The sequence below is a fragment of the Pseudomonas sp. IT-P395 genome, assembly GCF_949767675.1.
Taxonomy (GTDB): Bacteria; Pseudomonadota; Gammaproteobacteria; order Pseudomonadales; family Pseudomonadaceae; genus Aquipseudomonas.
Window position 1 is genome coordinate 23,084 of the sequence record NZ_CATKPW010000002.1, and the last position, 24,329, is coordinate 47,412.

The following is a 24,329-nucleotide window of genomic DNA, read 5'->3' on the forward strand; positions in this document are numbered from 1 at the left end:
AATTCCTCACTGGGCAGCGAACTGCATTTCCGGTACGTGATCCGGGACGATCAGTTTACCAGCGGTTTTGGCGACGATTTCCTCGACGCTGACGCCAGGTGCGCGTTCCTTGAGGACAAAAGCGCCATTTTCGATTTCCAGGTAGGCGAGGTCGGTCAGCACGCGCTTGATGCAACCGGCGCCGGTCAGCGGCAGGCTGCATTTAGCCAGCAGCTTGGACTCACCGTCCTTGGAGGCGTGGGTCATGATCACGATGATGTTGTCGGCGCCAGCCACCAGATCCATCGCGCCGCCCATGCCCTTGACCATTTTGCCGGGAATCATCCACGAGGCGATGTTGCCTTCGACGTCCACTTCAAACGCGCCGAGCACGGTCAGGTCGACATGGCCACCCCGGATCATCGCGAAGGATTCGGCGGAGTTGAAAATCGACGCGCCGATGCGTGCGGTCACGGTCTGTTTGCCGGCGTTGATCATGTCGGCATCGATGGTTTCTTCGGTCGGAAACGGACCCATGCCGAGCAGGCCGTTTTCCGATTGCAGCATGACTTCCATGCCTTCAGGAATGTAGTTGGCGACCAGGGTCGGAATGCCGATGCCGAGGTTCACGTAAAAGCCGTCCTGCATTTCGCGGGCGACGCGCTGAGCCATTTGTTCGCGGGAAAGTGCCATTTTTTATTCTCCGTCAGCCTGAATTATTTGCGGATGGTGCGCTGTTCGATGCGTTTTTCGAACGTGCCGCAAATGACCCGATCGACGTAGATGCCCGGGGTGTGGATCTGCGAGGGGTCGAGTTCGCCGGGTTCGACGATTTCTTCGACTTCAACCACGGTGATCTTGCCGGCGGTGGCGGCCAGCGGGTTGAAGTTCTGCGCGGTGTGACGGTAGACGACGTTGCCGAAGTGGTCGGCTTTCCAGCCTTTGACGATGGCGAAGTCGCCGGTGATGGATTCTTCCATCAGGTACTTGCGACCCTTGAATTCGCGCACTTCCTTGCCTTCGGCGACCGGAGTGCCGACGCCGGTGGCGGTGAAGAAGGCCGGAATGCCGGCGCCGCCTGCGCGCATCTTCTCAGCGAGGGTGCCTTGCGGGGTCAGGATGACTTCGATGTCGCCCTTGAGCAGTTGCTCTTCGAACAGCTTGTTCTCGCCGACATAAGAGGCAATGACTTTGCTGATCTGACGGTCGGTGAGCAGCACGCCGAGGCCGAAACCGTCGACGCCGCAGTTGTTGGAGACGACGGTGAGGTCGCGGGTGCCTTTGCGCTTGATCTCGGCGATCAGGTTTTCCGGAATGCCGCACAGACCGAAGCCGCCGGCGATGACGGTCATGCCGTCCTCAAGCCCGGCCAGGGCTTCCTCGTAGGAACTCACGCGCTTGTCGAAACCTGCCATATGCACCTCTTTTATTATTTGCGGGCGGCTGGCTAGCCGAATGGTTGGAGTGTCTCGCTGGAAGATATATTTGTTAAGTTGATTTTTAAGGTCGATTGATTGATAAAGCTCAATAGTCGCGTTATGGCGTGCTGCTTAACGTTTGATCGTTCCCACGCTCTGCGTGGTAATGCCTCTAGGGACGCTCGGCGTCCAGTGACGCGAAGCGTCACGGGCTGCATTCCCACGCAGGAGCGTGGGAACGATCACCACCGACGATCCTGAGGTTTGAGTATGACCATCAAACAGATCCGCGCCTTTCTCGCCGTGGCCCAGAGCCTCAGCTTCGCCGTGGCTTGCGAGCGCCTGCATCTCTCGCAATCAGCGTTGAGCCTGACCATCAAAGCGCTGGAGGAGGGACTGGGCGGGCGCCTGTTCAGTCGCAACACCCGCAATGTGGCGCTGACCGCAGAAGGTGAGTCGCTGCTGCCACTGGCCCGGCGCCTGATCGCGGACTGGGACAACGCCGAAGACGAGATGCGTCAACGCTTTAGCCTGCAACGCGGGCGGGTGACGTTAGCGGCGATGCCGTCGTTTGCCGGCAACCTGTTGCCGCCGATCCTCAAAACGTTTCGCGCGCGCTATCCGAACGTCAACGTCACGGTCAATGACGTGATCAACGAGCAAGTGCTGGAAATGGTCCGTGATCGTCAGGTTGAGCTGGGGGTGGCGTTCGAGCCGATGCAAAACACCGCGATGACATTTACGCCGCTGTACAGAGATCGCTTCGTCGCGGTGGTGTCGAAGGATTCGCCATTGGCGCAGCGCAGCGAGATCGATTGGCAGACGTTATTGCAGGAGCCGTTCATCACCTTGCAGCGGCCCTCGACGGTGCGGGTGATGCTCGAAGAGCACTTGCAGGCGCGGGGCATGAAGTTGCCGGTGGAATTTGAAAGCCATCAATTGGCAACGGTCGGGCGGATGGTCGCCAGCGGGCTGGGCGTCAGTGCCGTGCCGGCGTTGTGCGCCGGGCAGATGCAGGAATTGGGCGCCCATTGCCTGACGCTGGATGACTCGGTGGAGCGAGCCATCGGCGTGCTGACCGAACCGGGCAATGAACTGTCGGCGGCGGCGCAGGCGTTGTTCGATATTCTCAAGGCTGAAGATCTCGGGCTACTGTGAGATCTACCCCCTCACCCCAACCCTCTCCCCCAGAGGGGGCGAGGGGGAAGGGAGCTGATCGGGGGCATTTCAAAAAATGGGTTCGACTCGAAATTTACAGGTCGATGTATCGCTAGCAACAACTCGGTCAATTCCCTTTCCCTTGGGCGAGGGCGAGGGCGAGGGCGAGGCCTAGTGTTCGGGGAAAGGGAGCAGATCGTGGTTATTCAGATTGTGAGCTCGACTCAGCATTTTCAGGTCGCAGTATTCAGCCCAGACAACTCGGTCAGTTCCCTCTCCCTTGGGAGAGGGCTAGGGTGAGGGGCTTGGGTCCTGAGTCGAGCACAAAGTGCAGCAACTCACCGATCCAGCACTTCAACCAACAACGGCAAAAGCTGTTCACACGACGCTTCAATCTTCAAATCCAGCAAATCATCCGCCCGGGTCTTGCCCAGATTGATCGCAATCAACGGTTTCCCGCGATCGGCAATCACCCGGCACAAACGAAACGCCGAATACGCCATCAACGAAGACCCCACCACCAACATCCCCGCCGCATTTTCTGCCGCCTTCATCGCCCGTGCCGCCGTGTGCTGCGCAACGTTTTCGCCGAAAAACACCACGTCCGGTTTCATCCGCTCGCCAAAGCAATACGGGCAGTGCGGCACCTGAAAACGCGCCTCGAACGCCGGGTCGAGCAGCGTATCGCCATCCGGCGCCTGTACCGCGTCAACGCCCGCCAGATACGGATTGTGCAATTCCATCAATTGCTGAATCGAATCACGCTCGCTGCGCTGACCGCAGTCCAGGCACAACACCCGATGCAGGCTGCCGTGCAGTTCGATTACATCGTGGCTGCCGGCCTGATCGTGCAGGGTGTCGACGTTCTGGGTAATCAAGTCATGGATCAGCCCACCGTGCTGCAAATCGGCCAATGCCTCATGCGCTGCATTCGGTTGCGCCTGACGCACCCTTGGCCAACCGAGCATGGCCCGCGCCCAATAGCGGCGGCGCGACTCGGGGGCGGCGAGGAATTCCTGGTACATCATCGGTTGTCGGCCACGGCGTACTCCGTCGCTGTCGCGGTAGTCCGGAATGCCCGACGCCGTGCTGATGCCGGCCCCGGTCAGTACGATGAAGTCGCCATCAGCCATCACCTCTTGCAGGGTGTCGAGGTGTTCGCGGGTCGGGCTGTCGAGCATGGTCAGCGCTCCGAAGTGGGCAGTGCCAGCAGGTTAGCACGCGACCCGCATGGCTTACTTGCGCGCCTCCAGAATCAGGTTGAACGGTGTCTGCGTGGCCCGACGGAAGTGCTTGAACCCGGCCTCGGAAAACACTTTGCGCAAACGCATTTCCCCGGCTTGCGCGCCCAGGCCGAGGCCGACTTCCTGCGACAGCGAGTTGGGTGTGCAGATAAACGTCGAGGCGGCGTAGAACAGCCGTCCGACCGGGTTGATGTTGTCGTCCAGCGTGTCGTTGGCGAATGGCTCGACCAGCAACACCGTGCCGTCGTCTTTCAACGAGTCATAAGCGTGACGGGCGGCGCCGACCGGGTCGCCCATGTCATGCAGGCAGTCGAAATAGCAGATCAGGTCGTAGTCATCGCCGGGGTAGCTCTTTGCCGAGCCCTGGAAAAACTTCGCCCGGCTGCTGACTCCTCCTTCCTCGGCGCGTTGGGTGGCGACAGTGATCGAGGGCGCGTGATAGTCGTAGCCGACGAAGCGCGAGTTGGGAAAGGCCTGGGCCATGATCACCGTCGAGGCGCCATGGCCGCAGCCGACATCGGCGACTTTGGCGCCTTCCTCCAGTTTCGCCACCACGCCGTCCAGCGCCGGCAGCCATTCGGCGATCAGGTGACCTTTGTAGCCGGGCCGGAAGAACCGCTCGGTGCCGGTGAACATGCACGGATGATGATCGCCCCAAGGCAGAGCGCCATTGCCGCGCATGGCTTTGACCAGTTTGTCTTTGTCGTGGAAAAACGACGCCACCACCCCGAGACCACCGGCGACGTAGACCGGCGAGTCCTCGACGGCGAGGGCCAGCGCCTGTTCTTCCGGCAGACGGAACTGGCCGTCGTGGTGCTCCATATAGCCGGACGCCGCGTGAGCGCTGAGCCATTCGCGCACCAGACGCGGATTACAGGTGGTTTTGGCGGCGAGGGCATCGGCGCTGATTGGCTCACTGTCGGCCATCGCCCGGTACAAACCGAGTTCTTCGCCGACGATGACATTGGCCAGCATCGCCGCGCCGCCCATGTCGTTGACCAGTTTGCCCATGAATTGGTTGAGCTTCGCCTCGTCCATCATGTGTGCTCCTGAAACAGGATCACGGTCCGGCGGCGTCGAAGGTCGAGGCGTGCGCCACCGGGCGGTGGTCACGGAGTTGGGCAGGGCACGGCTGACGTCCTGCGTCCCCCTCGACTGGGTAATAAAGGAGTCTAGCCCCGGTCCGGGCGTGTCGCTGGATTTGTGAGCAACGAAAACCTGTGGGAGCGAGCCTGCTCGCGAAGGCGGCATTTCAGGTAATTCTGATCTTGTCAGTGCCGACGCTTTCGCGAGCAGGCTCGCTCCCACATTAGGCAGGTGTGTATCCCTGTGTATCGAGATGGCGGCGGGATACACACGGCTGCAAAAGTCCGGTCGTTGCACATAGCCGTGATACAGCCGGCGGTTCAACTGGGAAAAACCTACTGCAGAGGTATACCCATGCAAACGCCTCCCTTATTGACGCAACCCAGTGTTGGCCTCGGCCTGCGCCGTGGCCTGCTGAAAGACTTGCAAGCTGCGCGCAGCGGCGCTTTCGATTTTCTCGAAGTCGCCCCTGAGAACTGGATCGGCGTCGGCGGCGCCCACGGTGCAGCATTGCGTGAACTGGCCGAACGCTACCCGTTGTCCTGCCACGGTTTGTCGCTGTCACTCGGCGGGCCGGCGCCGCTGGATGTCGGGTTTTTGCAGGAAGTGCGGGTATTTCTCGACCATTACAACGTGGCGCTATACAGCGAACACCTGAGTTATTGCAGCGATGACGGGCATCTGTATGACTTGCTGCCGTTGCCGTTCACCGAAGAAGCGGTACACCACGTTACCGCGCGGATCCGTCAGGCTCAGGACATGCTCGGCCGGCGTCTGGCCGTGGAAAACGTCTCCTATTACGCCGCCCCGCGTCAGGACATGGACGAGGTGAGCTTCACCAATGCCGTGCTGCGCGAGGCTGATTGCGACCTGCTGCTGGACGTCAACAATGTCTACGTCAACGCGATCAACCACGGATTCGAACCGCAAACCTTTCTCGCCGGCATTGAGCCGGGCCGGGTGGTCGGCATGCATGTGGCGGGGCATTTCGATGAGTCCGATACGCTGAAAATCGACACCCATGGTGCCTCGGTGAAGCCGGCGGTTTGGGCATTGCTAGCGGAGGCCTACGCGCGATTCGGCGCTAAGCCAACGTTATTGGAGCGGGATTTCAACTTCCCGGCATTTTCCGAACTGATTGCCGAGTTGCAGACCATTCGCCATTTACAAGCGGGGGGCAGCCATCGTGGATAACCTGCTACAGCAACAGCAGGCGCTGACCCGGTACTTGCGTGATCCCGAACATCAGTCGCCGCCCGTCGACATGAATGTGCAACGGGTTAACGTCTACCGGGACCTGGTATTCAACAACCTGTCGCAATTGTTGAGTGGCACCTTCCCGGTGTTGATTCGAATCATTGGGGAAAAACGCTGGGGCTGGCTGGTGCGAGGATTCTTGCGCGACTGGCGGGCCCAGACACCCAGGTTCGGTGAGATTGCCGAAACGTTTCTCGACTATCTTGCTGCGCAACCGCAGGTGTTGCGCGAGGGTGAGTGGCCGGCGTTTCTGCTGGAGCTGGCGCATTACGAATGGGTCGAAATGGTCTTGCAGCAATCTGATGCTCAAGCGCTGCCGTCGACCGATCCGGCGTTGTTGCTGGAACGCCCGCTGCAAGTCTCGGCGTTGGCCTGGCCGCTGGCGTATATATGGCCGGTGCATGAACTCGACCCGGACAATCAGCCCGCCACGCCACCGGCTCAACCGACCTTGTTACTGGTGCGACGCACGGCTGACTGGAGCGTGAAGTTTTCCGAACTGAGTCCGTTGGCCTGGCGGTTGCTGCAGCGCATCGACGAATATCCCGCTCTTGATGGCCGTCAGCAGTTGCAAGGTTTGGCGGTGGAGGCGGGGGAGACTGCAATCGTTGCATTCATGGAAAACGGATTGATGTTGTTGCGGCAAATGCATGAAGACGCCGTGCTCTGCAGCATCGTTTGAATCAATGGGCAGGCAACCACGACGGCGGGCAAGGATGCTGACGATAGAAGTTGCGCAGTTGCGCCACATCGCGTGTGAACCCATCGATGAGCCTTTGCCGATATTGCATTTGGGCAGGCACTTGCAAGGCCGGTTGGCGCAGAAAATCCGCCACGGCTTGCGCGGCTTGAATGCCGCTCATCAGCGCTTTGAGTACGCCGTGGGACGCCGCCGGATCAAGCCGGTTGGCGGCATCGCCTACCAGGAAATAACCGGCCCCGGCGGCGGCCGGGGTGAGGCGCCAGGTCACATCGGCGCCGCGCACGGCACCCACCGCTGGTAATGATTGCAGGGTGGAAGGGAGCATCACCGACCGAGTGTTGCGTTCGAAGGTCAGGCGCGTCCAGTGCAGCAAACGATCCTCAACCTGGGCGATCCACGTCCACCCCTCAGGGTCGGCCAGCAAGTGTGCCGTCGTGGCATAGGCTGCGTTAGAGCCTTGCACGTAGCCGTAGCGAGCCACCAGTGGCGCGGAGCAACTGTGAGTCGTCAGGCCGAGTTGGCGGCTGAGCCAGTCGCGAGCGCCACTCGCATCGATCAGGCATTTTGCGTAAATGCAGCCGCTGTCGGTGTCGACGCCGATCACCCGGTTAGCCTGCGTCAGCACCCGCCGTGCCCGGCTGGGCTGGATGACCTCTACGCCCAAAGAAGCGGCTTGCGCCAGCAACGTTGCGTCCAATTGGGCTCGCTCGAGATGAAAGCCCTGCCAAATGCCGCTGTCATCGGTGCCAAAACCGTTGAAATGCGGCGCGCCGTTCCACGTTACCCAGTGACCGTCAAAGCGCCGGGCCGCTCGGCCACACAAGGGCTCGGCAACCCCCAGCAGGCGTAACAACGGTTCGATGCCCGGATGCAGGCTTTCGCCGGGGCGAAATCGTGGGAACGCCTGCCGTTCGATCAAAGCCACGTGCAAGCCACGCCGGGCGCAACTGATTGCCGTTGCGCACCCCGCAGGGCCGGCGCCGACGATCACGACATCAAAATGCTGCATGGGCGACCTGCCACGGCAGCGCGTCAGTTTTGATCAGGATCGTATCGGCGCCGAGCAACAGAATCACCAGCGCTTCGACTTCGACGTCGCGCAACCTGAAATCGCTTTCAGCGATCCGCACGGCACCGCGTCTGTACAGCAAAAAGCGCTGCACCCAGCCGTCGAGGATCTGCCCGGATTCCGCCTGTGCGGTGTCCAGTTCGGCATTCGGCCGCTGCACTTCAATGAACGACAACAGCGGCCATGTATTGCGCAATTGTTTGTCGTTGGCGGCGCCAAGCACGCGGTACACGCGATACATCGATAGCACGCGTTGCTGATACGCCGTTTGCGAAGTGTGACCGGTCATGCCCAGGGAAAACAGGTTGTCGAGAGCCACTTGGGTGTAGTCGGCATGGGCGTACGCGTGGTATCGGACGATCAATCGATTGTCATGCGTGATCAGTTGCGGGCCGCGCTGATTATCCCAGGCCACACCGCCGCCCATGCCGATGTCCTCATCGGTCAGGGGAATGATGCTGTGCAGGGTCGCGCGCGGCTCGAAGACCCGCGCTGAGTCGGGTGCCACGCCGGGCCAGAAAGACCCCAGCGCCGCACAGATTTTTGCATCCTCGGGAAACGGGCTGGCCATCTGATAACCGGCGAGAACGTTGATCCATTCTTCGTCCACGGTGCGCTGACGAACCCAGCCGACCTCCCAGCCTGGCCCGAACACCCCGGCGGCGCCGTCGGGCAGTGAGGTAGGCCGTGATGGCGGCGGTAGCGGGGCTTCGGATTGCACAATGTCGGATTGATCGGCGAGGGCGACGATGGCACTCACCCCGCGATCGGCGGGGGAGAACAGGTGATCCTGCAAGTGCAGGTTGGCGCAGTAGCGGACATTGGAAAGCGCTTCCAGTCGGGCGTGCCAGAGACCGGTACTCGGCAACGACGGCTCGTCGTTGACCCAGCGCAACAGTTTGCGCTGGCTGCACAGCGGATAGAAGTCCGGTGGGCCGATCACCGAGTAGGCGGCCACTGTCGGCAAACTTTTTTCCAGCGCCGGGCACCGTGGCCGCACCCAGCCATCGGCGGTGCTGTCCTGATAGTGCAAGGCGCGGTAACCACCCTGACGCAGCAATTCTTCGACATTTTCATACTCGTTCAGGTCTTCGATACTGCCATCCGCCTCGACCCGGTGACGCCCGTGAATCATGCCGCCACTGTTGGCCGGCATCACAAAGGACAACGGTTGACCCTGGTACGCGGCCGGCTCGACCAGCCGCGGTTTGGCCACGGGTAACAGCAGCCCCGGGCCGCCATCCGTCACTGTTGCCCAATGCGCCAGGTCGGCGGTAACGACGAAGGGCGGCTGGCTGATCTGCGGTTCCTGCCAGCCGGTGCCGCTGTGGCGTAAATGGATATGCCGCAGTTTTTCGTTGATCTGGTGGTTGTCCAGCGTCACCGTCAGGTTCATGCCCTCCAGGCACTGTGCGCCGTTGAACAGCTTGTGCAGCGGCACCCAGAAATCCAGTTCGGGATCGAGCTCCACCTGAAAATCCATCGGTCCGAAGCGCGTGGCATCGCCTTTGAGTTTGACGGCGATGTAGGCGCTGTAGCGCACCGGCATGACTCGGATGCGGTAAGGGTCATCGTCGACGAAGGGCAAAAAGCTGCGCAGTTTTGCGTCATAGCGCGCGGGGGCGGTGCCGACGCGGGCGATACCGGTGCGCGAGAAACACAGATCGGCATGCCGGCCATGCACGGTGTCGGCCGCGCAACGATATTCACTGGCGAACGCGACCATTGCCAAGGGTGCGCCCAACGCTTTGCTGCGCAAACTGTCGAGCGTGGGCGGGCTGACGCTGTAGACATAGTCGAGCACTGTTTCGATTTCAGCAGGTGTGGGAAACAGCTGTAGTGTCTGGCCGTTTTCATCGCTGATGACCCGTGGCGAAGCCAATGCGTGATACAGCAGGCTGCGTGACGGTACGCCGGCTTCGATTGCGCGGCTGCCGGCCCGAGCGAAGTCGGCGAATCCGGGTAGTGAACGGTCGACGTTCAACGGTTTGCCCAATTCCGCCGCCAGCGGTTCGGCGAGCAGGTCCAGGCCATGCGCGAGCATCAGCGAATGCCAGCCGCCGGGCGCCAGTCGCCTGCACACTTGTGTGACGGATTCGAGCAGATTCATATTGCGCCTCGACAGGTTGGGCCAATCGTCATGGAACCGCAGCCCGGCGCTGACTCGCCACTGTCAGATCTGACAGTCGCGACCAGTGGTGATCAGTGCGAAACGGGCAGCACAACGATAAGCGCAACGACCAAGGCGCACAGTCGGTGGATTCTGATGAGGTTGTAGGCATTGGCGCTGCGATGCGCAGGCTACCGACCAGCGCCGGTTGGTAGCATTTAAACAACGCCGTTGAAAGGTTCAGGGGTGCAGCGGCAACTTCAGCTCAGCACACAACCCGCCGCCTTCGCGGTTGCTCAAGGTCAGCGAGCCGCCTAACGCCATGGCCAGTTGCTGGGCGATCGCCAACCCCAGGCCGGTGCCGCCGGTATCGCGATTACGCGAGTTTTCCACGCGGTAGAACGGTTGCAGCACCTGCGCCAGTTCGGCGTCGGCGATGCCCGGGCCGCGGTCCATGACGGTGATCGCCAGGCTGCCCTTGTTGGCTTCGACCCAGACTTCGGCGGCGCCGGCGAATTTCAGCGCGTTGTCGGTCAGGTTGACCAGAACACGGCGCAAGGCATGGGGCCGAGTATCGATGACCGCCGCGCTCTTGCCCACCAGGTTCACTTGCTTGCCCATGTCCTGATAGTCGAACACCAGGCTTTCGAGGAAGGAGTCCATGTTGGTGCGGCGGCTTTCCTCGGTCGAGCCATGGATGCTGCGCGCATAGGCCACGCCTTCGCGCACCAGATGTTCCATCTCGCTGAGGTCATTCCACAGTTTGTCTTTCTCGACGCAATCGTCCATCAACTCGGCGCGCAGTTTCATCCGCGTGATCGGCGTTTGCAGGTCATGGGAAATCGCTGCCAGCAATTGCATGCGCTCCTTGAGGTAGGCAGCGATGCGCGCCTGCATCGTGTTGAATGCACGCGCGGCGTAGACCACTTCGGTGGGGCCGCTTTCATCGAGGTTGATCGGGTGGGCGTTGGGGTCGAGGGTTTCCACGGCGTTGGCCAGCCGGGTCAAGGGGCGGACCGCAATGCGTACGGCCAGCCAGGTGCAGGCGATCATCAGCGCCAGTTGGCCGAGCAAAACCACTGGCAACCAGGGCGACAACGGGACCATCGCGGGGCGCACGTCGATGGTCACCGGGCTGCCGTCGCTCAGGCGCAGATGGCCCTGAAAATGTTTCTTCGGCCCGGGAATGTCGGTGAAGGTCAGCGGATAGCGTTCACCGATTGCGTCAGTGATCGAGGTGACGGCCACCGGCACATCACCGGGCTCGATCGGCGTGCCCGGATCGCCCTCGCTCAACAGGTAGCCATAATTTTTTCGCGCCAGCCGCTCGAGCCAGGCAGGGCGTTCTTCGCCAGGTAGGCGATCGAGGATTGCAATCGAGGTCGAAACGTCGGTTTGCAGATTGCCGAGCATGGTGTTTTTCGCGCTTTGGTAACGCTCGTAATACTGCGCGCCGAACGACAGCGCCTGCGCAAGCAGCAAGCCGATCAGGAAAATCAGCGACAGGCGTGAGGCGAGGGTGCGCGGCCAGTGCAGATTGACGCTCATGCCGGCGCCCCGAGAATCTCGACCGGCAGCGAGAACACGTAGCCCTCGCTGCGCACGGTCTTGATGTAGGCCGGCTCGCGCGCATCATCGAGCAGACGCTGACGCAAACGGCTGACCAGCAAATCGATCGAGCGGTCGAACAGATCCGCGTCACGGCCCTGGGTCAGGTTGAGCAGTTGATCGCGGCTGAGCACCCGTTGCGGGTGATCGAGGAACACTCGCAGCAAGCGGTATTCGGCGCCGCTGAGGGCGACCATGGTGCCGTCCTTGTCGAGCAGATGACGGGCCGAGGTGTCCAGTTGCCAACGGCCGAAAGCCAGCAAGCGCCCGGCCTCGGTGACCACCAGATTCGGCGGTAGCATCCTTGTGCGGCGCAGTACGGCGTTGATCCGCGCGAGCAATTCGCGGGCGGCGAACGGTTTGGTCAGGTAATCATCGGCGCCCATTTCCAGGCCGATGATGCGGTCGGTTTCATCGTTGCGCGCGGTCAGCATCAACACCGGCGTGGCCTTGTGTTTGCCCACACGCAGTTCGCGGCACAGCTGCAGACCATCGTCACCGGGCATCATGATATCGAGCACGATCAGGTCGACGGTGTTGGCTTCGAGAAAACTGCGCATCTGCCGGCCATCGGCGACCACGGTGGTGCGCAGACCGTTTTTCTTCAGGTAGTTGCCCACCAGTTCACGGATCTCGCGGTCGTCGTCGACGATGAGAATGTGATCGACATGATCCATCGGTTCAAGCCTCAGTCAGAAGGGGAATGCCGTGCAGTCTATAGAGCCTTCAATGACTCGCCTGCCTGCCTTTGTATTGCAGTGTATCTGCCGTGTCGGCGGATACACGGGAACGCAAAAACGCGAATTTTCCAGGGTTTTGTATCGCTGTGTATCCCCCGATGGCAGGGATACACAGCGATTGAAACGCGCCTGTTCCTGACACAGACGCGATACCTCGCGAGCCTCAAATAGGCTCCATCGAGGCCCACACAGATCGCCTCGGCTCAAACCCCACTGAAGCCTTGAGGAAAACGCCATGAACAACAAATCCGTCATTGCCGCCTGCCTGTTTGCCGCCCTGAACATCTGCACGCTGTCGGCCCGCGCCGAAGCCGCTGCCACCCCGCAAACCTACACCTACGGCACCCACCTGGATATCCAGAAAGTGCTCTCGCTGAAACAGGACAACTCGGTGTCCTGCGGCATCGTCGAGGCACGCATGACCTACCTCGATTCGGCCGGTCAGACCCGCGTGCTCGATTACAGCAAATTTGCCGACGGCTGCAACAACGACAACTAAGTCATCACTCTTTATAGAAGGAAACAGCCATGAACAACGTATCGCGCTTTTTGACCGCCATCGCCTTCTCCCTGGCCGGCGTTGCCGCCCATGCCAACGCCGCGGTTGAACAGCATAGCTGCCACAGCAGCACCTGCTTCCAACTGACGCCGGTGGCCAAGCAGGGCAGCGATGGCTTGATTGCTGCGGACGGCTCCAGCCGCACGCCGCAGGGCCAGATGTTTGCCGAGAACGGCGCCAGCCGCACGCCGCAGAGCCATTGGCTGGACAGCCAGAACGTCTGAATGGCTCGTCACATTCATTGATCAAGGGTGACTCACTATGTACCTCATCGCATTCCTCGGCGGTCTGCTGACCGTGCTCAGCCCCTGCATCCTGCCGGTGGTACCGTTTCTGTTTGCCGGCGCCCAACGCAGCCGCACTTCGATTCTGCTCACCCTCGGTGGCATGGCCCTGACCTTCGCGCTGATCTCGAGCCTCGCTGTGGCCAGTAGCGAATGGGTGATCCAGGCCAGCAACAGCGGACGCTACGTCGCCCTGATCGTGATGAGCGTGTTCGCCCTGTCGCTGATCTCGGCGCGCATCGGCGACTGGCTGACACGTCCCTTTGTGATGCTGGGCAATCGCCTTGACCCGGATACTCGGAAAAAGGCCGGGCCGATGGGGTCGATCATGCTTGGCGTGGCTACAGGGCTGCTGTGGGCACCGTGCGCCGGGCCGATTCTCGGCGTGATCCTCACCGGTGCCATGCTGCAAGGCGCCAACGCGCAGACCAGTCTGTTGTTGCTGGCCTACGGCGCCGGCAGTGCATTGTCGCTGGGTACGTTGATCTTCACCGGACGCGGCTTGGTCAATCGCCTGAAACCGTCGATTCCGTTCACCGGTTGGTTGCGCCGTGGTGCCGGGGTTGCGGTACTGGCAACGGCAGCGGTTATTGCTACAGGCTTCGATAAAACCTTGCTGGCGAACACCTCCTCTGAGGGTGTGGCGAGTGTCGAAAAAAGCGTTCTGGAGAACGTGCCGAAAGTGGTCGACTACTTCATCAGCAAAGTCCGCGCGGACTCGCCGATGGAGGAGGGCAAAGGCGCGATGCCATCGCTGGCCGGCGCAGTGCAATGGCTGAACTCGCCCGAGCTGAGCGCTGAAGCTCTGCGCGGCAAAGTTGTACTGGTGGACTTCTGGACCTACGACTGCATCAACTGCCAGCACACCCTGCCGTACGTCAAAGACTGGGCGAAGAAATACGAAAAAGACGGGCTCGTCGTGATCGGCGTACACACCCCGGAATACGGCTATGAGCGGATCATCGACAACGTCAAGGATCAGGTGAAAAAGCTCGGCATCACCTACCCGGTGGCCATCGACAACAACTACGCGATCTGGCGCAACTTCGACAATCAGTACTGGCCAGCGCACTACCTGATCGACGCCAAGGGCCAGGTGCGTTATAGCCACTTTGGCGAAGGTCGCTACGAAGCGCAGGAACAGATGATCCAGCAGTTGCTGCAGGAGGCGAAGGCGCCTGCTGCCTGATCAGCAACAGCAATGGCTCAGAGGTCACGGACCATGAGCCATTGCTCGTTGTCCCAAGCGCGAAAACGCTCCAGGACTTGCCAGCCGCGCTTGGCGTAGTAGTCCTGTTTGCTCTGCGTATGCAGATACAAACGCGCAAACCCGCAGTCTTTTGCCTCCCGGCAAATACCCTCGATCAAGCGTTCCGCCAGCCCATGCCCGCGTGCTTCAGGGCTGACGAACACGCAGGCCAGCCAAGGCCCGAGATCCGGGCGCAGGGCGAGGTCATCGCGTGCCAGCGCCGCGCCGCCGACCAGACGTTCACCGTCCATGGCGATCAGGCAGGACCAGTCACCATTGCCTTGGCCCAGGGCAGATTCACGCTGCCATTCGGCCAGTGGTTGGTCGACGTATTCGTAGGGAAATTGTTGGTGAATCCATTGGGCATAGTGGTCGCTGTGGTGCATGTGATGCGCGAGCCAATCAATTTTCAGTGACATCTGACGAATCCGTTCCAGAAGCGAGCGAGCATCAGAAACCAATCCCCCAACCTTGGCAATCCTCAAGGTGTTCCAGACGCTTTACAGATTTCCACCGCTCATCGGCAAACCCCTGGTTTTGCAGGGTTGCCAGACGATTGGCAGGGACGCCGCGTGGTCTCGGCGCGATAGTGCGTGAGCAGGGTCACTGCCGGCCTTGCCCTATAACAAGAGCGCGAGGTTGCCATGCCTAAATTCGTGATTGAACGCGAGATTCCAGGGGCCGGGAAGCTGTCGGAAGCAGAACTCAAAGCCGTGTCGCACAAGTCCTGTGACGTATTGCGTGAACTCGGTCCGCAAGTGCAGTGGCTGCATAGTTACGTCACCGCTGACAAGATCTATTGCGTATACATCGCGCCTGACGAAGAGCAGGTGCGCGAACACGCCAGGCTCGGTGGATTCCCTGCCAACAGTGTGGCGCGTGTGATGACGGTCATTGACCCGACTACGGCCGACTAATCACTGATCCAATTTGTAGCGGAGCGCACTGTCATGAGTACCCCGATTGATCTGACTGCCTTGAAGGAACGCCAGAAAGTCGCGTGGGCCAGTGGCGACTACGCCGTGATCGGCACGACGTTGCAAATCGTCGGTGAAAACCTCGCCGAAGCCTGCGACCTGCGTTGCGACGAAGAGGTACTGGATGTCGCTGCCGGCAACGGTAATGCGACGCTGGCGGCGGCACGGCGCGGTTGTCTGGTCACCTCGACCGATTACGTCGCGGCATTGCTGGAGCGCGGGCAGGATCGGGCCCGGGCGGAGCATTTGGACGTGACGTTTCAAGTTGCCGATGCCGAGGCACTGCCGTTCGCTGATGAGAGTTACGACGCGGTGCTGTCGACCTTTGGCGTGATGTTCGCCCCGGATCAGGACAAGGCCGCTGCTGAACTCGGCCGGGTTTGTCGCCGTGGCGGTCGCATTGGTCTGGCCAACTGGACGCCGGAAGGTTTTGTTGGCCTGATGTTCAAGACTCTCGGCCGGCATCTGCCACCGCCTGCCGGCGCCCAGCCCCCCTCCAATTGGGGCTCCGATGCCTGGCTGCACAAGCATTTCGATGACCGTGATTTTCTGCTGCGCGTGACGCGGCGCGAGTTCAACTTTCGCTATCGCTCGGCCGCGCATTTCATCGATATTTTCCGCCATTGGTACGGGCCGGTGCACAAGGCCTTTGCGGCATTACCGCCGGAGAGCGGGCAGGCGCTTGAGAGTGATCTGGCGGATTTGCTCAATCGGTTGAATCGGGCGGGGGAAGGTTCGCTGGTGGTGCCGAGTGAGTATCTGGAGGTGGTGATCACTAAACGCTGAATGAAGATCCCTGTAGGAGTGAGCCTGCTCGCGATAGCGGTCTGTCAGCTGAATATTTTTCGACTGATACACCGCTATCGCGAGCAGGCTCACTCCTACATTGGATGTGTGTTTGGCTCTGGGGTCTATTTCACCTGCGGCCGATCAAACCACTCCAGCGCCGTACGCCAGATGCAGATCCCCAGAAAGTACGCCGACATCAGCAACCACAAGCCCATCACCAACGGGTTGATCACCGGGTGGTTGAGCACCAGCGACAGGCTGCACAGCAGCCAGATTGCCGTCACCGCAATGTTGATCGGCATGAACCGGCGTACGCGGAACGGGTGCAAAAACTTCATCCGCGTCACGGTCAACAGCGCCAGACCAATCACCGTCAGAAAAGTGATCCACGGCCCCGGCCCGATGATGTACAGGCACAGCGCGACGACATTCCACGCCGCCGGAAACCCGACAAAGTAGTTGTCCTTGCTCTTCATGTTGACGTTGCAGAAGCAGAACAGCGACGACACCAGAATCAGCGACACGGTCAGCAGCAGGGTGTAGTCCGGCAGCGGAATGTAGCGATAGATGAACAATGCCGGAATGAATACATATGTCAGGTAATCGATCACCAGATCAAGGATCGAACCATCGAAGCTCGGCAGCACTGATTGCACGTTGACCTTGCGCGCCAGTGCGCCGTCGAGGCCGTCGACAATCAGCGCCACGCCCAGCCACATCAGACAATGGGTCGGCTGGTTTTCCAATAAGGCGAGGGTGGCCAGAAAGGCAGTGACCACGCCAGTCGCAGTAAAACCATGGGCGCCCCATGCTTTGAGCCTGGCGATGTGTACGGTCGATATCACGGGGGCGTTCTCCAGAAAGTGAAGCAAGCCGGGTATCACCCTTGAGTAGCAGGGCGCCGGCAAACCGGGTCGGGGTTGCAGCTATCGACCGGTCTGGCCGGGATAAGGTTCACCATTGATCAATCTTAGCTGGCCGGCGAAAAAATACGCGGGCGAAATCCGCCAGGCGCTTGAGTGTCAGCCAAACGGTGCTGGCGCTATGGCTTGAGGGGGCTATCGTTGCCAGACGCAGTCACTGTCAATGCTTGAGGATGACGTCATGAACACCAGCGATTTGCTTGAACAACTGCTGCGAGGCCAGGCCTCGGCAGGTCAACAATCTTCAGCGTCTGCCGGCGATGGTTTGGGTGGTTTAGGCGGGTTGCTGGGTGGCCTGCTCGGCGGCGCGGATTCCACCGGCACACGTGGTGGCTCTGCAGCCGGGGGGCTGGGCGGATTAGGTGGTTTGCTCGGTGGTTTGCTCGGCGGCGGTGCCGGTGGCGGTCTGGGCGGCGCATTGGGTGGGGCACTGGGTGGCGGTGGCAGCACGCAAAGCCGCTCCGGCGGGAGCAATTATGCGGCGCTGGCGTCGCTAGGGATGATGGCGGTCCAGGCGTATCAGGCCTGGCAACGCAGCCAGGCCAGCGCGGCCCCGCAACAGATCCCGCAGACGGCGAATCTCCTTGCCGGTCCGGAAGTCGAGGAGCACAGCCATGCTGTGTTGCGCGCGTTGATTGCGGCGGCCAAGGCTGACGGTGAGATCGACACCCGGGAACAACAGATGATCAGTGGGGAAATCAGCAAACACACCGACGACCCACAATTGCAGCAATGGTTTGACGAAGAAGTCTCGAAACCGCTGGACGCCAACGAAGTCGCGCAGGCGGCCAAAGGCGATCCGGCCATGGCCGCTGAGATGTATCTGGTCAGCGTGATCCTCGTGGATGACCAGCGCGACGCGGAGCGCAGTTATCTGGACGGGCTGGCAGCAGCCTTGCAGATCGACCCGAGTTTGCAGGTGCATCTGGAACAGCAGGCCAAAGGTCAGGCCTGAAAGCAACATCAAAAGATCGCAGCCTTCGGCAGCTCCTACAGGGTGTACATCATTCCATGTAGGAGCTGCCGAAGGCTGCGATCCTTTGATCTTCAAAGCCAGATTGCATCCCACAATGGGTAGTCCCCCACACGCCGAACCAATCCGGCGCGCAACGGGTTCATGATGATGTATCGGGCCGCCGCTTTAAGGTCTTCGTCGCGACGCAACGCCCGGTCGTAGTAACCGCGTTGCCATAACCGTCCCTGACTGCTGCGCTTGAGATTGATCGAACGACAACTGCGCGATTTCACGCGGCACATGAGCGCTGCCAATGAACCTTGTTTCAATTCAATCAGCCAATGCAGATGATCCGGCATCACCACCCACGCCAGCGACTGAACCATTCCCTCGTCATTGGCTGCACGCATTTGCTCAATCAGCAGTCTTCCCAAACGCCAATCCGAAAATACTGAATGACGTTCGTAAACGACGGCGGTGAGCAGATAAATACGTCCAGCCTCGCTATAACGTCCCTTGCGTAATCCACACGCCTTTGCAGCAACAGGCATTCCTTTGCCCTCCCAAAAACATCGTCCCTGAACGTTAGCCATCTCTCGCCCTTACGCGAACTCAATCCGTTGCACGATGTAACCCTGTAGGAGCCTTCGGCAGCTCCTACACGGTGTTTCAGTGCTTTTGACGGCCGTCCGTCCGGGCAATTTTCACGTCGATTGAATTTTTCACAGGCGCCGCCTCTCTGCTGCTGTAGAGGCGTGTGGAACAGCGTCCTGCCAACCGACCGAGAATTTTGCCATGACTGTCCTGACACACCTGCAAGCTGCGCCTGGCCAACCGCATGCGATGAACGCCGCCGGGAACATCCGGCAAGTCTATGAAACGCTGTTGCGCGATGACGATTCCCTGGACCTTGCGCAGGCGTTTTTGCGGGAGCAACTGCAACACGCCGCGCAACTCACCGATTCCCTGCCCGAAGATCCGACGACGTGGCAAGCTTGGGTGGCCGAGCATTGCGCCGATGTGGCCCGGCAATACGCCGACTACCTGCAACAACGCAAGGCCGGCGGGCCTCGGCAATTCTTCCGTGGCAAGGCGCAGGCGCTGTATTTCCTGCAAGCGGTGGCACCGACCAAACTGGTCGACGGTGCCTGGCTTTATGGTCTATTGCCGCGTTGGCAGGACCCGCGTTTCCAGGGCCTGCTGCGCACCTTTCTGGAAGAGCTGGGCGAAGGCAATCCGGCGCAAAATCATGTGGTGATTTACCGCAAACTGCTCGCCGAACACGATTTGCAGGATGGCAGTGCCATCGACGATGAACGCTACCTGCAAGGCGCGATACAACTGGCACTCGGCATCTGCGGTACTGATTATTTGCCCGAAGTGATCGGCTACAACCTCGGCTATGAACAACTGCCGTTGCACCTGTTGATCAGCAGTTACGAACTCAGTGAGTTAGGCATCGATCCCTACTACTTCACCTTGCATGTGACGATCGACAACGCCAGCACCGGCCATGCGCAAAAAGCTGTACAGGCGGCGCTTGATTTAATGCCCCTCGAGGCTGATCGCACGGAGTTCTTGCGCCGGGTCTCGTTGGGTTATCGGCTCAACGACCTCGGGCAGGGCAGTCGCGCGATCATTGAAGGTTTCGACCTTGAGCACGAGTTACTGGCGATGCTCGAGCGCAAGTGTCCCTTCGCCCAGCACATGCACTCCGATTACTGCCGCTTCGAAGGGCAGACCGTCAATCAGTGGCTGGCCGCACCGGAGCAATTGCCCGGGTTCCTCCAGGCATTGCAGAACAAAGGCTGGATCAAACGCCATGAAGACCCGCAGGCCAGTCGCTTTTGGCAACTGATCGCGGGTGATGGTGCGGCGATGTTTGGCGTGTTCAATGCCTACGAAAAACAACTGGTGCACGACTGGATCGCCGGCGACTGGACGTCGTCAGACCAAGCGAAACCTGTTCGACGGCACAGTCAAACCGCAGCGCCCATCGAAGGGCTTGAACAGGATCCCGACATCCAGGCGCTCAACGCGGCGCTGCAAGGTCAGGATGCCTTGTCGCAAATGGCAGTTCTGATCCCCTGGCTCGCCCCAGCCCGGCATGCACATCCCGCCGGGCTGCTCGCCACCCGCCGTTTTATCGAACTCAAATCCCGCTTGCCTTAAGGACCTTGCCGATGAATCAGGAAGAACAACTCTGCCCCAACGACCTCGTGCTGCTGCACCTTGGCCGGCGCTTGTTGGCAGACGGATATCGGTTCACCACTCCGACGCCGTTGACCCATCAACGGGTCAACCAGCGTGACGAGGGCCAGATGGCCGACTCTTTGCGCGACGTGTTCGGTTGGTCGCGTCCGTTCGCGCCGGGGTTGTTGTCGGCCGATGAACAGCGGCAACTGCAAGACGCGCAGGTCATTGATAGTTACGAAGGGCACTTGAAGAGTCGGGTGCGCTGGTCGAGCCTGGATGATTTGCTGTTCGTGCATTCGGCATTCCCCACCGAAGCGGCGGATGCGGTGTTTTTCGGCCCCGACACCTACCGTTTCGCGCAACTGATCCACGCCCACCTGCAGCAGAACTTTGCGCCAATCCATCGCGTAGTGGACATCGGTTGTGGCGCTGGCGTCGGTGCGATTTTGATCGGCCGCGCCCGCCGCGAGGCGCAGGTGCTGGCGCTGGATATCAACCCTGCGGCGCTGCGTCTGACTGCGATCAATGCGGCGCTGGCGGAAGTCGCCAACGTTGAAGTGCGCGCCAGTGATCTGTTGCAGGGCGTCGACGGCGAGTTCGACCTGATTGTCGCCAACCCGCCATACATGGCCGACCCGGCGGAACGCGCTTATCGCCATGGTGGCGGAACGCTGGGGGCAGGGCTGTCGTTGCGCATCGTCGAACAGGCACTGAATCGACTGGCTCCCGGCGGCTCGCTGCTGCTCTACACCGGTGTGGCGATGGTCGATGGTCGCGACCCGTTTCTCGACACCGTGCTGCCACGACTGGACGAGCAGCGCTTTGGCTGGACGTACCGTGAACTCGATCCGGATGTCTTCGGCGAAGAATTGCTCAACCCCGGTTATCAACGGGTCGATCGCATCGCAGTGGTGGCGCTGACCGTGACCCGACTGGGCTGAAACAAGGCAGGTGCACGATGAACAGGAACCTCGACGACTACAACCGCATGCGCGATTTTTCGGCGACGTCGGAACCGGCCGCCGTCAAGCGCTCAGGGCGTAAAACCGGCGCCGATCACGCGTTGCAGTTCTGCATCCAGAAGCACGATGCCTCGCACCTGCATTACGACTTTCGCCTGGAGCTCGATGGCGCACTGAAGAGTTGGGCGGTGCCGAAAGGGCCGTCGCTCGATCCCAAGGTCAAGCGTCTGGCTGTGCATGTCGAGGATCATCCGCTGGATTACGCAACATTCGAGGGCAACATTCCGGAAGGGCATTACGGCGCCGGTGATGTGATCGTCTGGGATCGTGGCGTGTGGATTCCGTTGGAGGATGCGCACAAGGCCTACGAAAAGGGCAAGCTCAAGTTCGAACTGCAAGGCGAGAAGCTTGCCGGCATCTGGAATCTGGTGCGCACGCACATGCCGGGCAAGAAGGAACAATGGTTTTTGATCAAGCATCAGGACGCTGCTGCGCGGCCGCAGGATGACTACGACGTGCTGGTGGCCGAGCCGGACAGTGTGTTGAGCGAACGCACGCTCGTGAGCAAGCCCAAGCTGGCCGCCGAGCACAGCAAACCGCTGAAAAAGCCCGCGGCGAAGGCGCGCAAAACCGCCACCGGCAAGCTGACGGGGGCGCACAAGGCCAAACTGCCGACGCAACTCAAGCCGGAACTGGCGACACTGGTCGACAGTGCGCCCGAAGGGCAGTGGAGTTACGAGATCAAATTCGACGGTTACCGGATCATGGCGCGCATCGATCATGATCAGGTGCAACTGTTCACTCGCAACGGTCATGACTGGACGCACAAGTTGCCGCAACAGGCCGCCGCTCTGGCCGCGCTGGGATTGGAGTCAGCATGGCTCGACGGTGAAATGGTGGTCGCCAATGAGCACGGCGTGCCGGACTTTCAGGCCCTGCAAAATGCTTTTGAAGCTGGAAGCAGCGGCAATATTCTCTACTACCTGTTCGACCTGCCGTATCTCAACGGTGTTGACCTGCGTGAAGTGCCGGTCGAAGAGCGCCGCGCCGCGCTGGCCACGGTGCTCGGCAATCATGAACACCCCTTGTTGCGCTTCTCCGAAGCCTTCGACGAAACCCCCGATGCACTGCTTAACAGTGCCTGCCAGATGCAGATGGAAGGCCTGATTGGCAAACGCCTTGGCTCGCCGTATGTGTCGCGGCGCAGTGGCGACTGGATCAAGCTCAAGTGCAAGCACCGTCAGGAGTTCGTGATCGTTGGGTACACCGATCCGAAAGGCGCGCGCAGTGCTTTCGGCGCCTTGCTGCTGGGGCTGCATGATCGCGACAGTGGCGAGTTGCGCTACGCCGGCAAGGTCGGCACGGGCTTCAACGAGTCGACGTTGAAAAGCATTCTGGAGCAGCTCAAACCGTTGCAGGCGAAGAAGCCAGCGGTGGTCAACCCACCCAGCGGCTTCGAGGCCAAAGGCGTGCACTGGCTCAAGCCGAAACTGCTGGCGGAAGTCGCGTTTGCTGAAATGACCAAGGACGGTTCGGTGCGCCACGCCGTGTTCCATGGCTTGCGCAATGACAAACCGGCCAAAGCCATCACTGAGGAGCGAGCGAAACCGGTGAAGACTGCAGAGAAGAAAACCGCCAGCAAGAAAACGCCGAAAAAAGCCCCGGCGAGCAATGCCGACACCGCGCCGTCACAGCTCGGGCTAGCCAACGGCAAGGTGCGCATCACGCACCCGGACCGGGTGATCGATGCGGTCAGCGGCACGACCAAGATGCAACTGGCCGAGTATTACGCCAGCGTCGCCGAATGGATTCTGCCGCAACTCAAGGATCGCCCGGTGGCCCTGGTGCGCGCGCCGGACGGCATTGCCGGCGAATTGTTCTTCCAGAAAAACGCCGAACGCCTGGCGATCCCCGGCATCACCACGCTGGACAAGGACGTCACCGGACAACCGGTGATGCTGATCAACAACGCCGAAGCGCTGATCGGCGCGGTGCAGATGAGCACCGTCGAACTGCACACCTGGAACGCGACCACGGTCGATCTGGACAAGCCCGATCGCTTCGTCCTCGACCTCGACCCGGATCCGGCGCTGCCGTGGAAAAGCATGGTCGAAGCGACGGCGCTGACATTGACCGTGCTCGATGAACTGGGCCTCAAGGCGTTTCTCAAAACCAGCGGCGGCAAGGGTATTCATCTGGTGGTGCCGCTGACCCGCAAACTTGGCTGGGACGAGGTCAAGGATTTCAGCCACGCCATCGTCAGTCATATTGCCAAACTGTTGCCGGACCGCTTTTCTGCGGTGTCGGGGCCGAAAAATCGCGTCGGGCGGATCTTTATCGATTACCTGCGCAACGGTCTGGGCGCCACCACCATCTGCGCTTACGCCGCACGTACCCGCGAAGGTTTGCCGGTGTCGGTGCCGCTGTTTCGCGAAGAGGTCGCCGAGATCAAGGGCGGCAATCAGTGGAACGTGCATAACGTTCACGAGCGGCTGGCCGAAGTCGGTGACGCGCCGTGGGCTGACATGAAGAAAACCCGCCAGAGCATCACCGCCGAGATGCGCAAACGCCTTGGGCTGAAAAAGTGATCAGGTGTCGCGCAGCAAGTCGTGGGCGTTGAGCAATTCGAAGGCGATTTCCGGGTGGTTTTCCAGGCCGCGACGGATGGCCGCGGGAATTGCTGCGCGAGTTTTGCGGCACAGGCCCGGTAACTCGCCGATCTGAATGGCGATGCCACGCATGGTGCGCACTTCGTTGAAACCGGGGGCGACATCGACACGAATGCCCAGTTGCTCGAACATCCGCTGCTGCAGATGTTTGAGGTCATTCAGGTCTTTGAGCATTTCGAGGCGCGCGAGCAGGCGTTTTTCTTCCTCTCGGGTCAGGCGCAGGATGCGCAAATCCGCGCCGGGCGTCTCCAGCAACGGATCGCGCCCGCAAATGCAGGCGCCGGGCGGGCAGGGGGAGCGCAAGGGCACAGAAGTCGTCATGGCCTCCATCATAGAGGCCGTCGGACAGTTTTGCCTATGCGCCTTCAGCGGCCATCCATCGGCTGCTTTTTCC

At 60.6% G+C, this 24,329-nt stretch carries 24 protein-coding genes; 12 read left to right on the forward strand and 12 right to left on the reverse strand.

All coding sequences use genetic code 11. The features are described 5' to 3' along the window. Positions 1–6: 6 nt before the first annotated feature. Together ACM6IN_RS01260 and ACM6IN_RS01265 are read right to left on the reverse strand one after the other, a co-directional pair. Positions 7–672, reverse strand: a complete 666-nt coding sequence (locus ACM6IN_RS01260; RefSeq protein WP_414915248.1) for a CoA transferase subunit B — start codon at positions 670–672, stop codon at positions 7–9. Positions 673–695: 23 nt separating this feature from the next. Beyond that, positions 696–1,394: a CoA transferase subunit A gene (locus ACM6IN_RS01265; RefSeq protein WP_007919568.1), complete on the reverse strand. Its 699-nt coding sequence runs from the start codon at positions 1,392–1,394 to the stop codon at positions 696–698. Between the two features lie 273 nt (positions 1,395–1,667). On the opposite strand from ACM6IN_RS01265, the gene ACM6IN_RS01270 reads away from it, so the two are divergent. Then, positions 1,668–2,555, forward strand: a complete 888-nt coding sequence (locus tag ACM6IN_RS01270) for a LysR substrate-binding domain-containing protein (protein WP_414915249.1) — start codon at positions 1,668–1,670, stop codon at positions 2,553–2,555. 338 nt (positions 2,556–2,893) lie between these two features. On the opposite strand, the gene ACM6IN_RS01275 is transcribed toward ACM6IN_RS01270, so the two are convergent. Together ACM6IN_RS01275 and ACM6IN_RS01280 are read right to left on the reverse strand one after the other, a co-directional pair. After that, on the reverse strand, positions 2,894–3,736 hold the full coding sequence (locus tag ACM6IN_RS01275) for an NAD-dependent protein deacetylase (protein WP_414915250.1): 843 nt from the start codon (positions 3,734–3,736) through the stop codon (positions 2,894–2,896). A gap of 54 nt (positions 3,737–3,790) precedes the next feature. Further along, a complete protein-coding gene (locus ACM6IN_RS01280; RefSeq protein ID WP_095111834.1) occupies positions 3,791–4,837 on the reverse strand; it encodes a class I SAM-dependent methyltransferase in 1,047 nt (348 codons plus the stop codon). A gap of 402 nt (positions 4,838–5,239) precedes the next feature. On the opposite strand from ACM6IN_RS01280, the gene ACM6IN_RS01285 reads away from it, so the two are divergent. Together ACM6IN_RS01285 and ACM6IN_RS01290 are read left to right on the forward strand one after the other, a co-directional pair. After that, on the forward strand, positions 5,240–6,079 hold the full coding sequence (locus ACM6IN_RS01285) for a DUF692 domain-containing protein (RefSeq protein ID WP_414915251.1): 840 nt from the start codon (positions 5,240–5,242) through the stop codon (positions 6,077–6,079). Continuing rightward, complete coding sequence (locus ACM6IN_RS01290) at positions 6,072–6,824, forward strand: DUF2063 domain-containing protein (RefSeq protein ID WP_414915252.1); 753 nt, start codon at positions 6,072–6,074, stop codon at positions 6,822–6,824. The genes ACM6IN_RS01285 and ACM6IN_RS01290 overlap by 8 nt, the downstream gene beginning before the upstream one ends. A gap of 1 nt (position 6,825) precedes the next feature. Here ACM6IN_RS01290 and ACM6IN_RS01295 read toward each other — a convergent pair whose 3' ends face one another. The 4 genes from ACM6IN_RS01295 to ACM6IN_RS01310 form a co-directional block, all read right to left on the reverse strand. Then, complete coding sequence (locus tag ACM6IN_RS01295; RefSeq protein WP_414915253.1) at positions 6,826–7,854, reverse strand: NAD(P)/FAD-dependent oxidoreductase; 1,029 nt, start codon at positions 7,852–7,854, stop codon at positions 6,826–6,828. Further along, entirely contained in the window at positions 7,841–10,024 is a 2,184-nt protein-coding gene (locus ACM6IN_RS01300; RefSeq protein ID WP_414915254.1) for a hypothetical protein, read from the reverse strand. The genes ACM6IN_RS01295 and ACM6IN_RS01300 overlap by 14 nt, the downstream gene beginning before the upstream one ends. Positions 10,025–10,264: 240 nt before the next feature. Further along, a complete protein-coding gene (locus tag ACM6IN_RS01305; RefSeq protein ID WP_414915255.1) occupies positions 10,265–11,572 on the reverse strand; it encodes an ATP-binding protein in 1,308 nt (435 codons plus the stop codon). Continuing rightward, entirely contained in the window at positions 11,569–12,309 is a 741-nt protein-coding gene (locus ACM6IN_RS01310; protein WP_007919579.1) for a response regulator, read from the reverse strand. The genes ACM6IN_RS01305 and ACM6IN_RS01310 overlap by 4 nt, the downstream gene beginning before the upstream one ends. 298 nt (positions 12,310–12,607) lie before the next feature. Between ACM6IN_RS01310 and ACM6IN_RS01315 the strand changes: the two genes are divergently transcribed. From ACM6IN_RS01315 to ACM6IN_RS01325, 3 genes are read left to right on the forward strand one after another with little or no spacing between them, the layout of a single operon-like run. Then, the gene (locus tag ACM6IN_RS01315) at positions 12,608–12,871 is read left to right on the forward strand and encodes a DUF2790 domain-containing protein (protein WP_095111580.1); all 264 of its coding nucleotides are present in this window, start codon (positions 12,608–12,610) and stop codon (positions 12,869–12,871) included. 29 nt (positions 12,872–12,900) lie between these two features. Further along, a complete protein-coding gene (locus ACM6IN_RS01320; protein WP_007919581.1) occupies positions 12,901–13,155 on the forward strand; it encodes a hypothetical protein in 255 nt (84 codons plus the stop codon). A 37-nt stretch (positions 13,156–13,192) separates the two neighbouring features. Next, positions 13,193–14,404, forward strand: coding sequence for a cytochrome c biogenesis protein DipZ (locus ACM6IN_RS01325; RefSeq protein ID WP_414915256.1), 1,212 nt, complete (start codon positions 13,193–13,195; stop codon positions 14,402–14,404). A 17-nt stretch (positions 14,405–14,421) separates the two neighbouring features. On the opposite strand, the gene ACM6IN_RS01330 is transcribed toward ACM6IN_RS01325, so the two are convergent. Beyond that, positions 14,422–14,883: a GNAT family N-acetyltransferase gene (locus ACM6IN_RS01330; protein ID WP_414915257.1), complete on the reverse strand. Its 462-nt coding sequence runs from the start codon at positions 14,881–14,883 to the stop codon at positions 14,422–14,424. A 225-nt stretch (positions 14,884–15,108) separates the two neighbouring features. Here ACM6IN_RS01330 and ACM6IN_RS01335 point away from each other — a divergent pair, with 225 nt between their 5' ends. After that, positions 15,109–15,381 (forward strand): DUF4242 domain-containing protein, encoded by a 273-nt coding sequence (locus ACM6IN_RS01335; RefSeq protein WP_414915258.1) that lies wholly within the window; start codon positions 15,109–15,111, stop codon positions 15,379–15,381. A 33-nt stretch (positions 15,382–15,414) separates the two neighbouring features. Further along, positions 15,415–16,227 (forward strand): class I SAM-dependent methyltransferase, encoded by an 813-nt coding sequence (locus ACM6IN_RS01340; RefSeq protein WP_007919589.1) that lies wholly within the window; start codon positions 15,415–15,417, stop codon positions 16,225–16,227. 125 nt (positions 16,228–16,352) lie between these two features. Here ACM6IN_RS01340 and pcsA read toward each other — a convergent pair whose 3' ends face one another. After that, positions 16,353–17,075, reverse strand: a complete 723-nt coding sequence (pcsA, locus tag ACM6IN_RS01345) for a phosphatidylcholine synthase (protein ID WP_007919592.1) — start codon at positions 17,073–17,075, stop codon at positions 16,353–16,355. Positions 17,076–17,334: 259 nt separating this feature from the next. Between pcsA and ACM6IN_RS01350 the strand changes: the two genes are divergently transcribed. Next, positions 17,335–18,108, forward strand: a complete 774-nt coding sequence (locus ACM6IN_RS01350; protein WP_414915259.1) for a tellurite resistance TerB family protein — start codon at positions 17,335–17,337, stop codon at positions 18,106–18,108. Between the two features lie 92 nt (positions 18,109–18,200). Here the strand turns inward: ACM6IN_RS01350 and ACM6IN_RS01355 are convergent, their stop codons facing one another. Next, positions 18,201–18,659: an REP-associated tyrosine transposase gene (locus ACM6IN_RS01355; protein ID WP_007919594.1), complete on the reverse strand. Its 459-nt coding sequence runs from the start codon at positions 18,657–18,659 to the stop codon at positions 18,201–18,203. A 244-nt stretch (positions 18,660–18,903) separates the two neighbouring features. On the opposite strand from ACM6IN_RS01355, the gene ACM6IN_RS01360 reads away from it, so the two are divergent. Genes ACM6IN_RS01360 through ligD form a run of 3 tightly spaced genes read left to right on the forward strand, consistent with a single transcriptional unit; the run spans position 18,904 to position 23,854 of the window. Further along, positions 18,904–20,280: an iron-containing redox enzyme family protein gene (locus tag ACM6IN_RS01360; RefSeq protein WP_414915260.1), complete on the forward strand. Its 1,377-nt coding sequence runs from the start codon at positions 18,904–18,906 to the stop codon at positions 20,278–20,280. An 11-nt stretch (positions 20,281–20,291) separates the two neighbouring features. After that, positions 20,292–21,245, forward strand: coding sequence for a methyltransferase (locus tag ACM6IN_RS01365; RefSeq protein WP_414915261.1), 954 nt, complete (start codon positions 20,292–20,294; stop codon positions 21,243–21,245). A 17-nt stretch (positions 21,246–21,262) separates the two neighbouring features. Beyond that, positions 21,263–23,854, forward strand: a complete 2,592-nt coding sequence (gene ligD / locus ACM6IN_RS01370) for a DNA ligase D (RefSeq protein ID WP_414915262.1) — start codon at positions 21,263–21,265, stop codon at positions 23,852–23,854. Here ligD and ACM6IN_RS01375 read toward each other — a convergent pair whose 3' ends face one another. Continuing rightward, complete coding sequence (locus ACM6IN_RS01375; RefSeq protein WP_176472264.1) at positions 23,855–24,256, reverse strand: hypothetical protein; 402 nt, start codon at positions 24,254–24,256, stop codon at positions 23,855–23,857. Positions 24,257–24,329 lie beyond the last annotated feature (73 nt).

What these genes read in the sequence shown, in the direction of transcription:
- ACM6IN_RS01260 (WP_414915248.1), bottom strand. Translation starts at nt 672, where the DNA reads ATGGCACTTTCCCGCGAACAAATGGCTCAGCGCGTCGCCCGCGAAATG.
- ACM6IN_RS01265 (WP_007919568.1), bottom strand. Translation starts at nt 1,394, where the DNA reads ATGGCAGGTTTCGACAAGCGCGTGAGTTCCTACGAGGAAGCCCTGGCC.
- ACM6IN_RS01270 (WP_414915249.1), top strand. Translation starts at nt 1,668, where the DNA reads ATGACCATCAAACAGATCCGCGCCTTTCTCGCCGTGGCCCAGAGCCTC.
- ACM6IN_RS01275 (WP_414915250.1), bottom strand. Translation starts at nt 3,736, where the DNA reads ATGCTCGACAGCCCGACCCGCGAACACCTCGACACCCTGCAAGAGGTG.
- ACM6IN_RS01280 (WP_095111834.1), bottom strand. Translation starts at nt 4,837, where the DNA reads ATGGACGAGGCGAAGCTCAACCAATTCATGGGCAAACTGGTCAACGAC.
- ACM6IN_RS01285 (WP_414915251.1), top strand. Translation starts at nt 5,240, where the DNA reads ATGCAAACGCCTCCCTTATTGACGCAACCCAGTGTTGGCCTCGGCCTG.
- ACM6IN_RS01295 (WP_414915253.1), bottom strand. Translation starts at nt 7,854, where the DNA reads ATGCAGCATTTTGATGTCGTGATCGTCGGCGCCGGCCCTGCGGGGTGC.
- ACM6IN_RS01300 (WP_414915254.1), bottom strand. Translation starts at nt 10,024, where the DNA reads ATGAATCTGCTCGAATCCGTCACACAAGTGTGCAGGCGACTGGCGCCC.
- ACM6IN_RS01305 (WP_414915255.1), bottom strand. Translation starts at nt 11,572, where the DNA reads ATGAGCGTCAATCTGCACTGGCCGCGCACCCTCGCCTCACGCCTGTCG.
- ACM6IN_RS01310 (WP_007919579.1), bottom strand. Translation starts at nt 12,309, where the DNA reads ATGGATCATGTCGATCACATTCTCATCGTCGACGACGACCGCGAGATC.
- ACM6IN_RS01315 (WP_095111580.1), top strand. Translation starts at nt 12,608, where the DNA reads ATGAACAACAAATCCGTCATTGCCGCCTGCCTGTTTGCCGCCCTGAAC.
- ACM6IN_RS01320 (WP_007919581.1), top strand. Translation starts at nt 12,901, where the DNA reads ATGAACAACGTATCGCGCTTTTTGACCGCCATCGCCTTCTCCCTGGCC.
- ACM6IN_RS01325 (WP_414915256.1), top strand. Translation starts at nt 13,193, where the DNA reads ATGTACCTCATCGCATTCCTCGGCGGTCTGCTGACCGTGCTCAGCCCC.
- ACM6IN_RS01330 (WP_414915257.1), bottom strand. Translation starts at nt 14,883, where the DNA reads ATGTCACTGAAAATTGATTGGCTCGCGCATCACATGCACCACAGCGAC.
- ACM6IN_RS01335 (WP_414915258.1), top strand. Translation starts at nt 15,109, where the DNA reads ATGCCTAAATTCGTGATTGAACGCGAGATTCCAGGGGCCGGGAAGCTG.
- ACM6IN_RS01340 (WP_007919589.1), top strand. Translation starts at nt 15,415, where the DNA reads ATGAGTACCCCGATTGATCTGACTGCCTTGAAGGAACGCCAGAAAGTC.
- ACM6IN_RS01350 (WP_414915259.1), top strand. Translation starts at nt 17,335, where the DNA reads ATGAACACCAGCGATTTGCTTGAACAACTGCTGCGAGGCCAGGCCTCG.
- ACM6IN_RS01355 (WP_007919594.1), bottom strand. Translation starts at nt 18,659, where the DNA reads ATGCCTGTTGCTGCAAAGGCGTGTGGATTACGCAAGGGACGTTATAGC.
- ACM6IN_RS01360 (WP_414915260.1), top strand. Translation starts at nt 18,904, where the DNA reads ATGACTGTCCTGACACACCTGCAAGCTGCGCCTGGCCAACCGCATGCG.
- ACM6IN_RS01365 (WP_414915261.1), top strand. Translation starts at nt 20,292, where the DNA reads ATGAATCAGGAAGAACAACTCTGCCCCAACGACCTCGTGCTGCTGCAC.
- ligD (WP_414915262.1), top strand. Translation starts at nt 21,263, where the DNA reads ATGAACAGGAACCTCGACGACTACAACCGCATGCGCGATTTTTCGGCG.
- ACM6IN_RS01375 (WP_176472264.1), bottom strand. Translation starts at nt 24,256, where the DNA reads ATGACGACTTCTGTGCCCTTGCGCTCCCCCTGCCCGCCCGGCGCCTGC.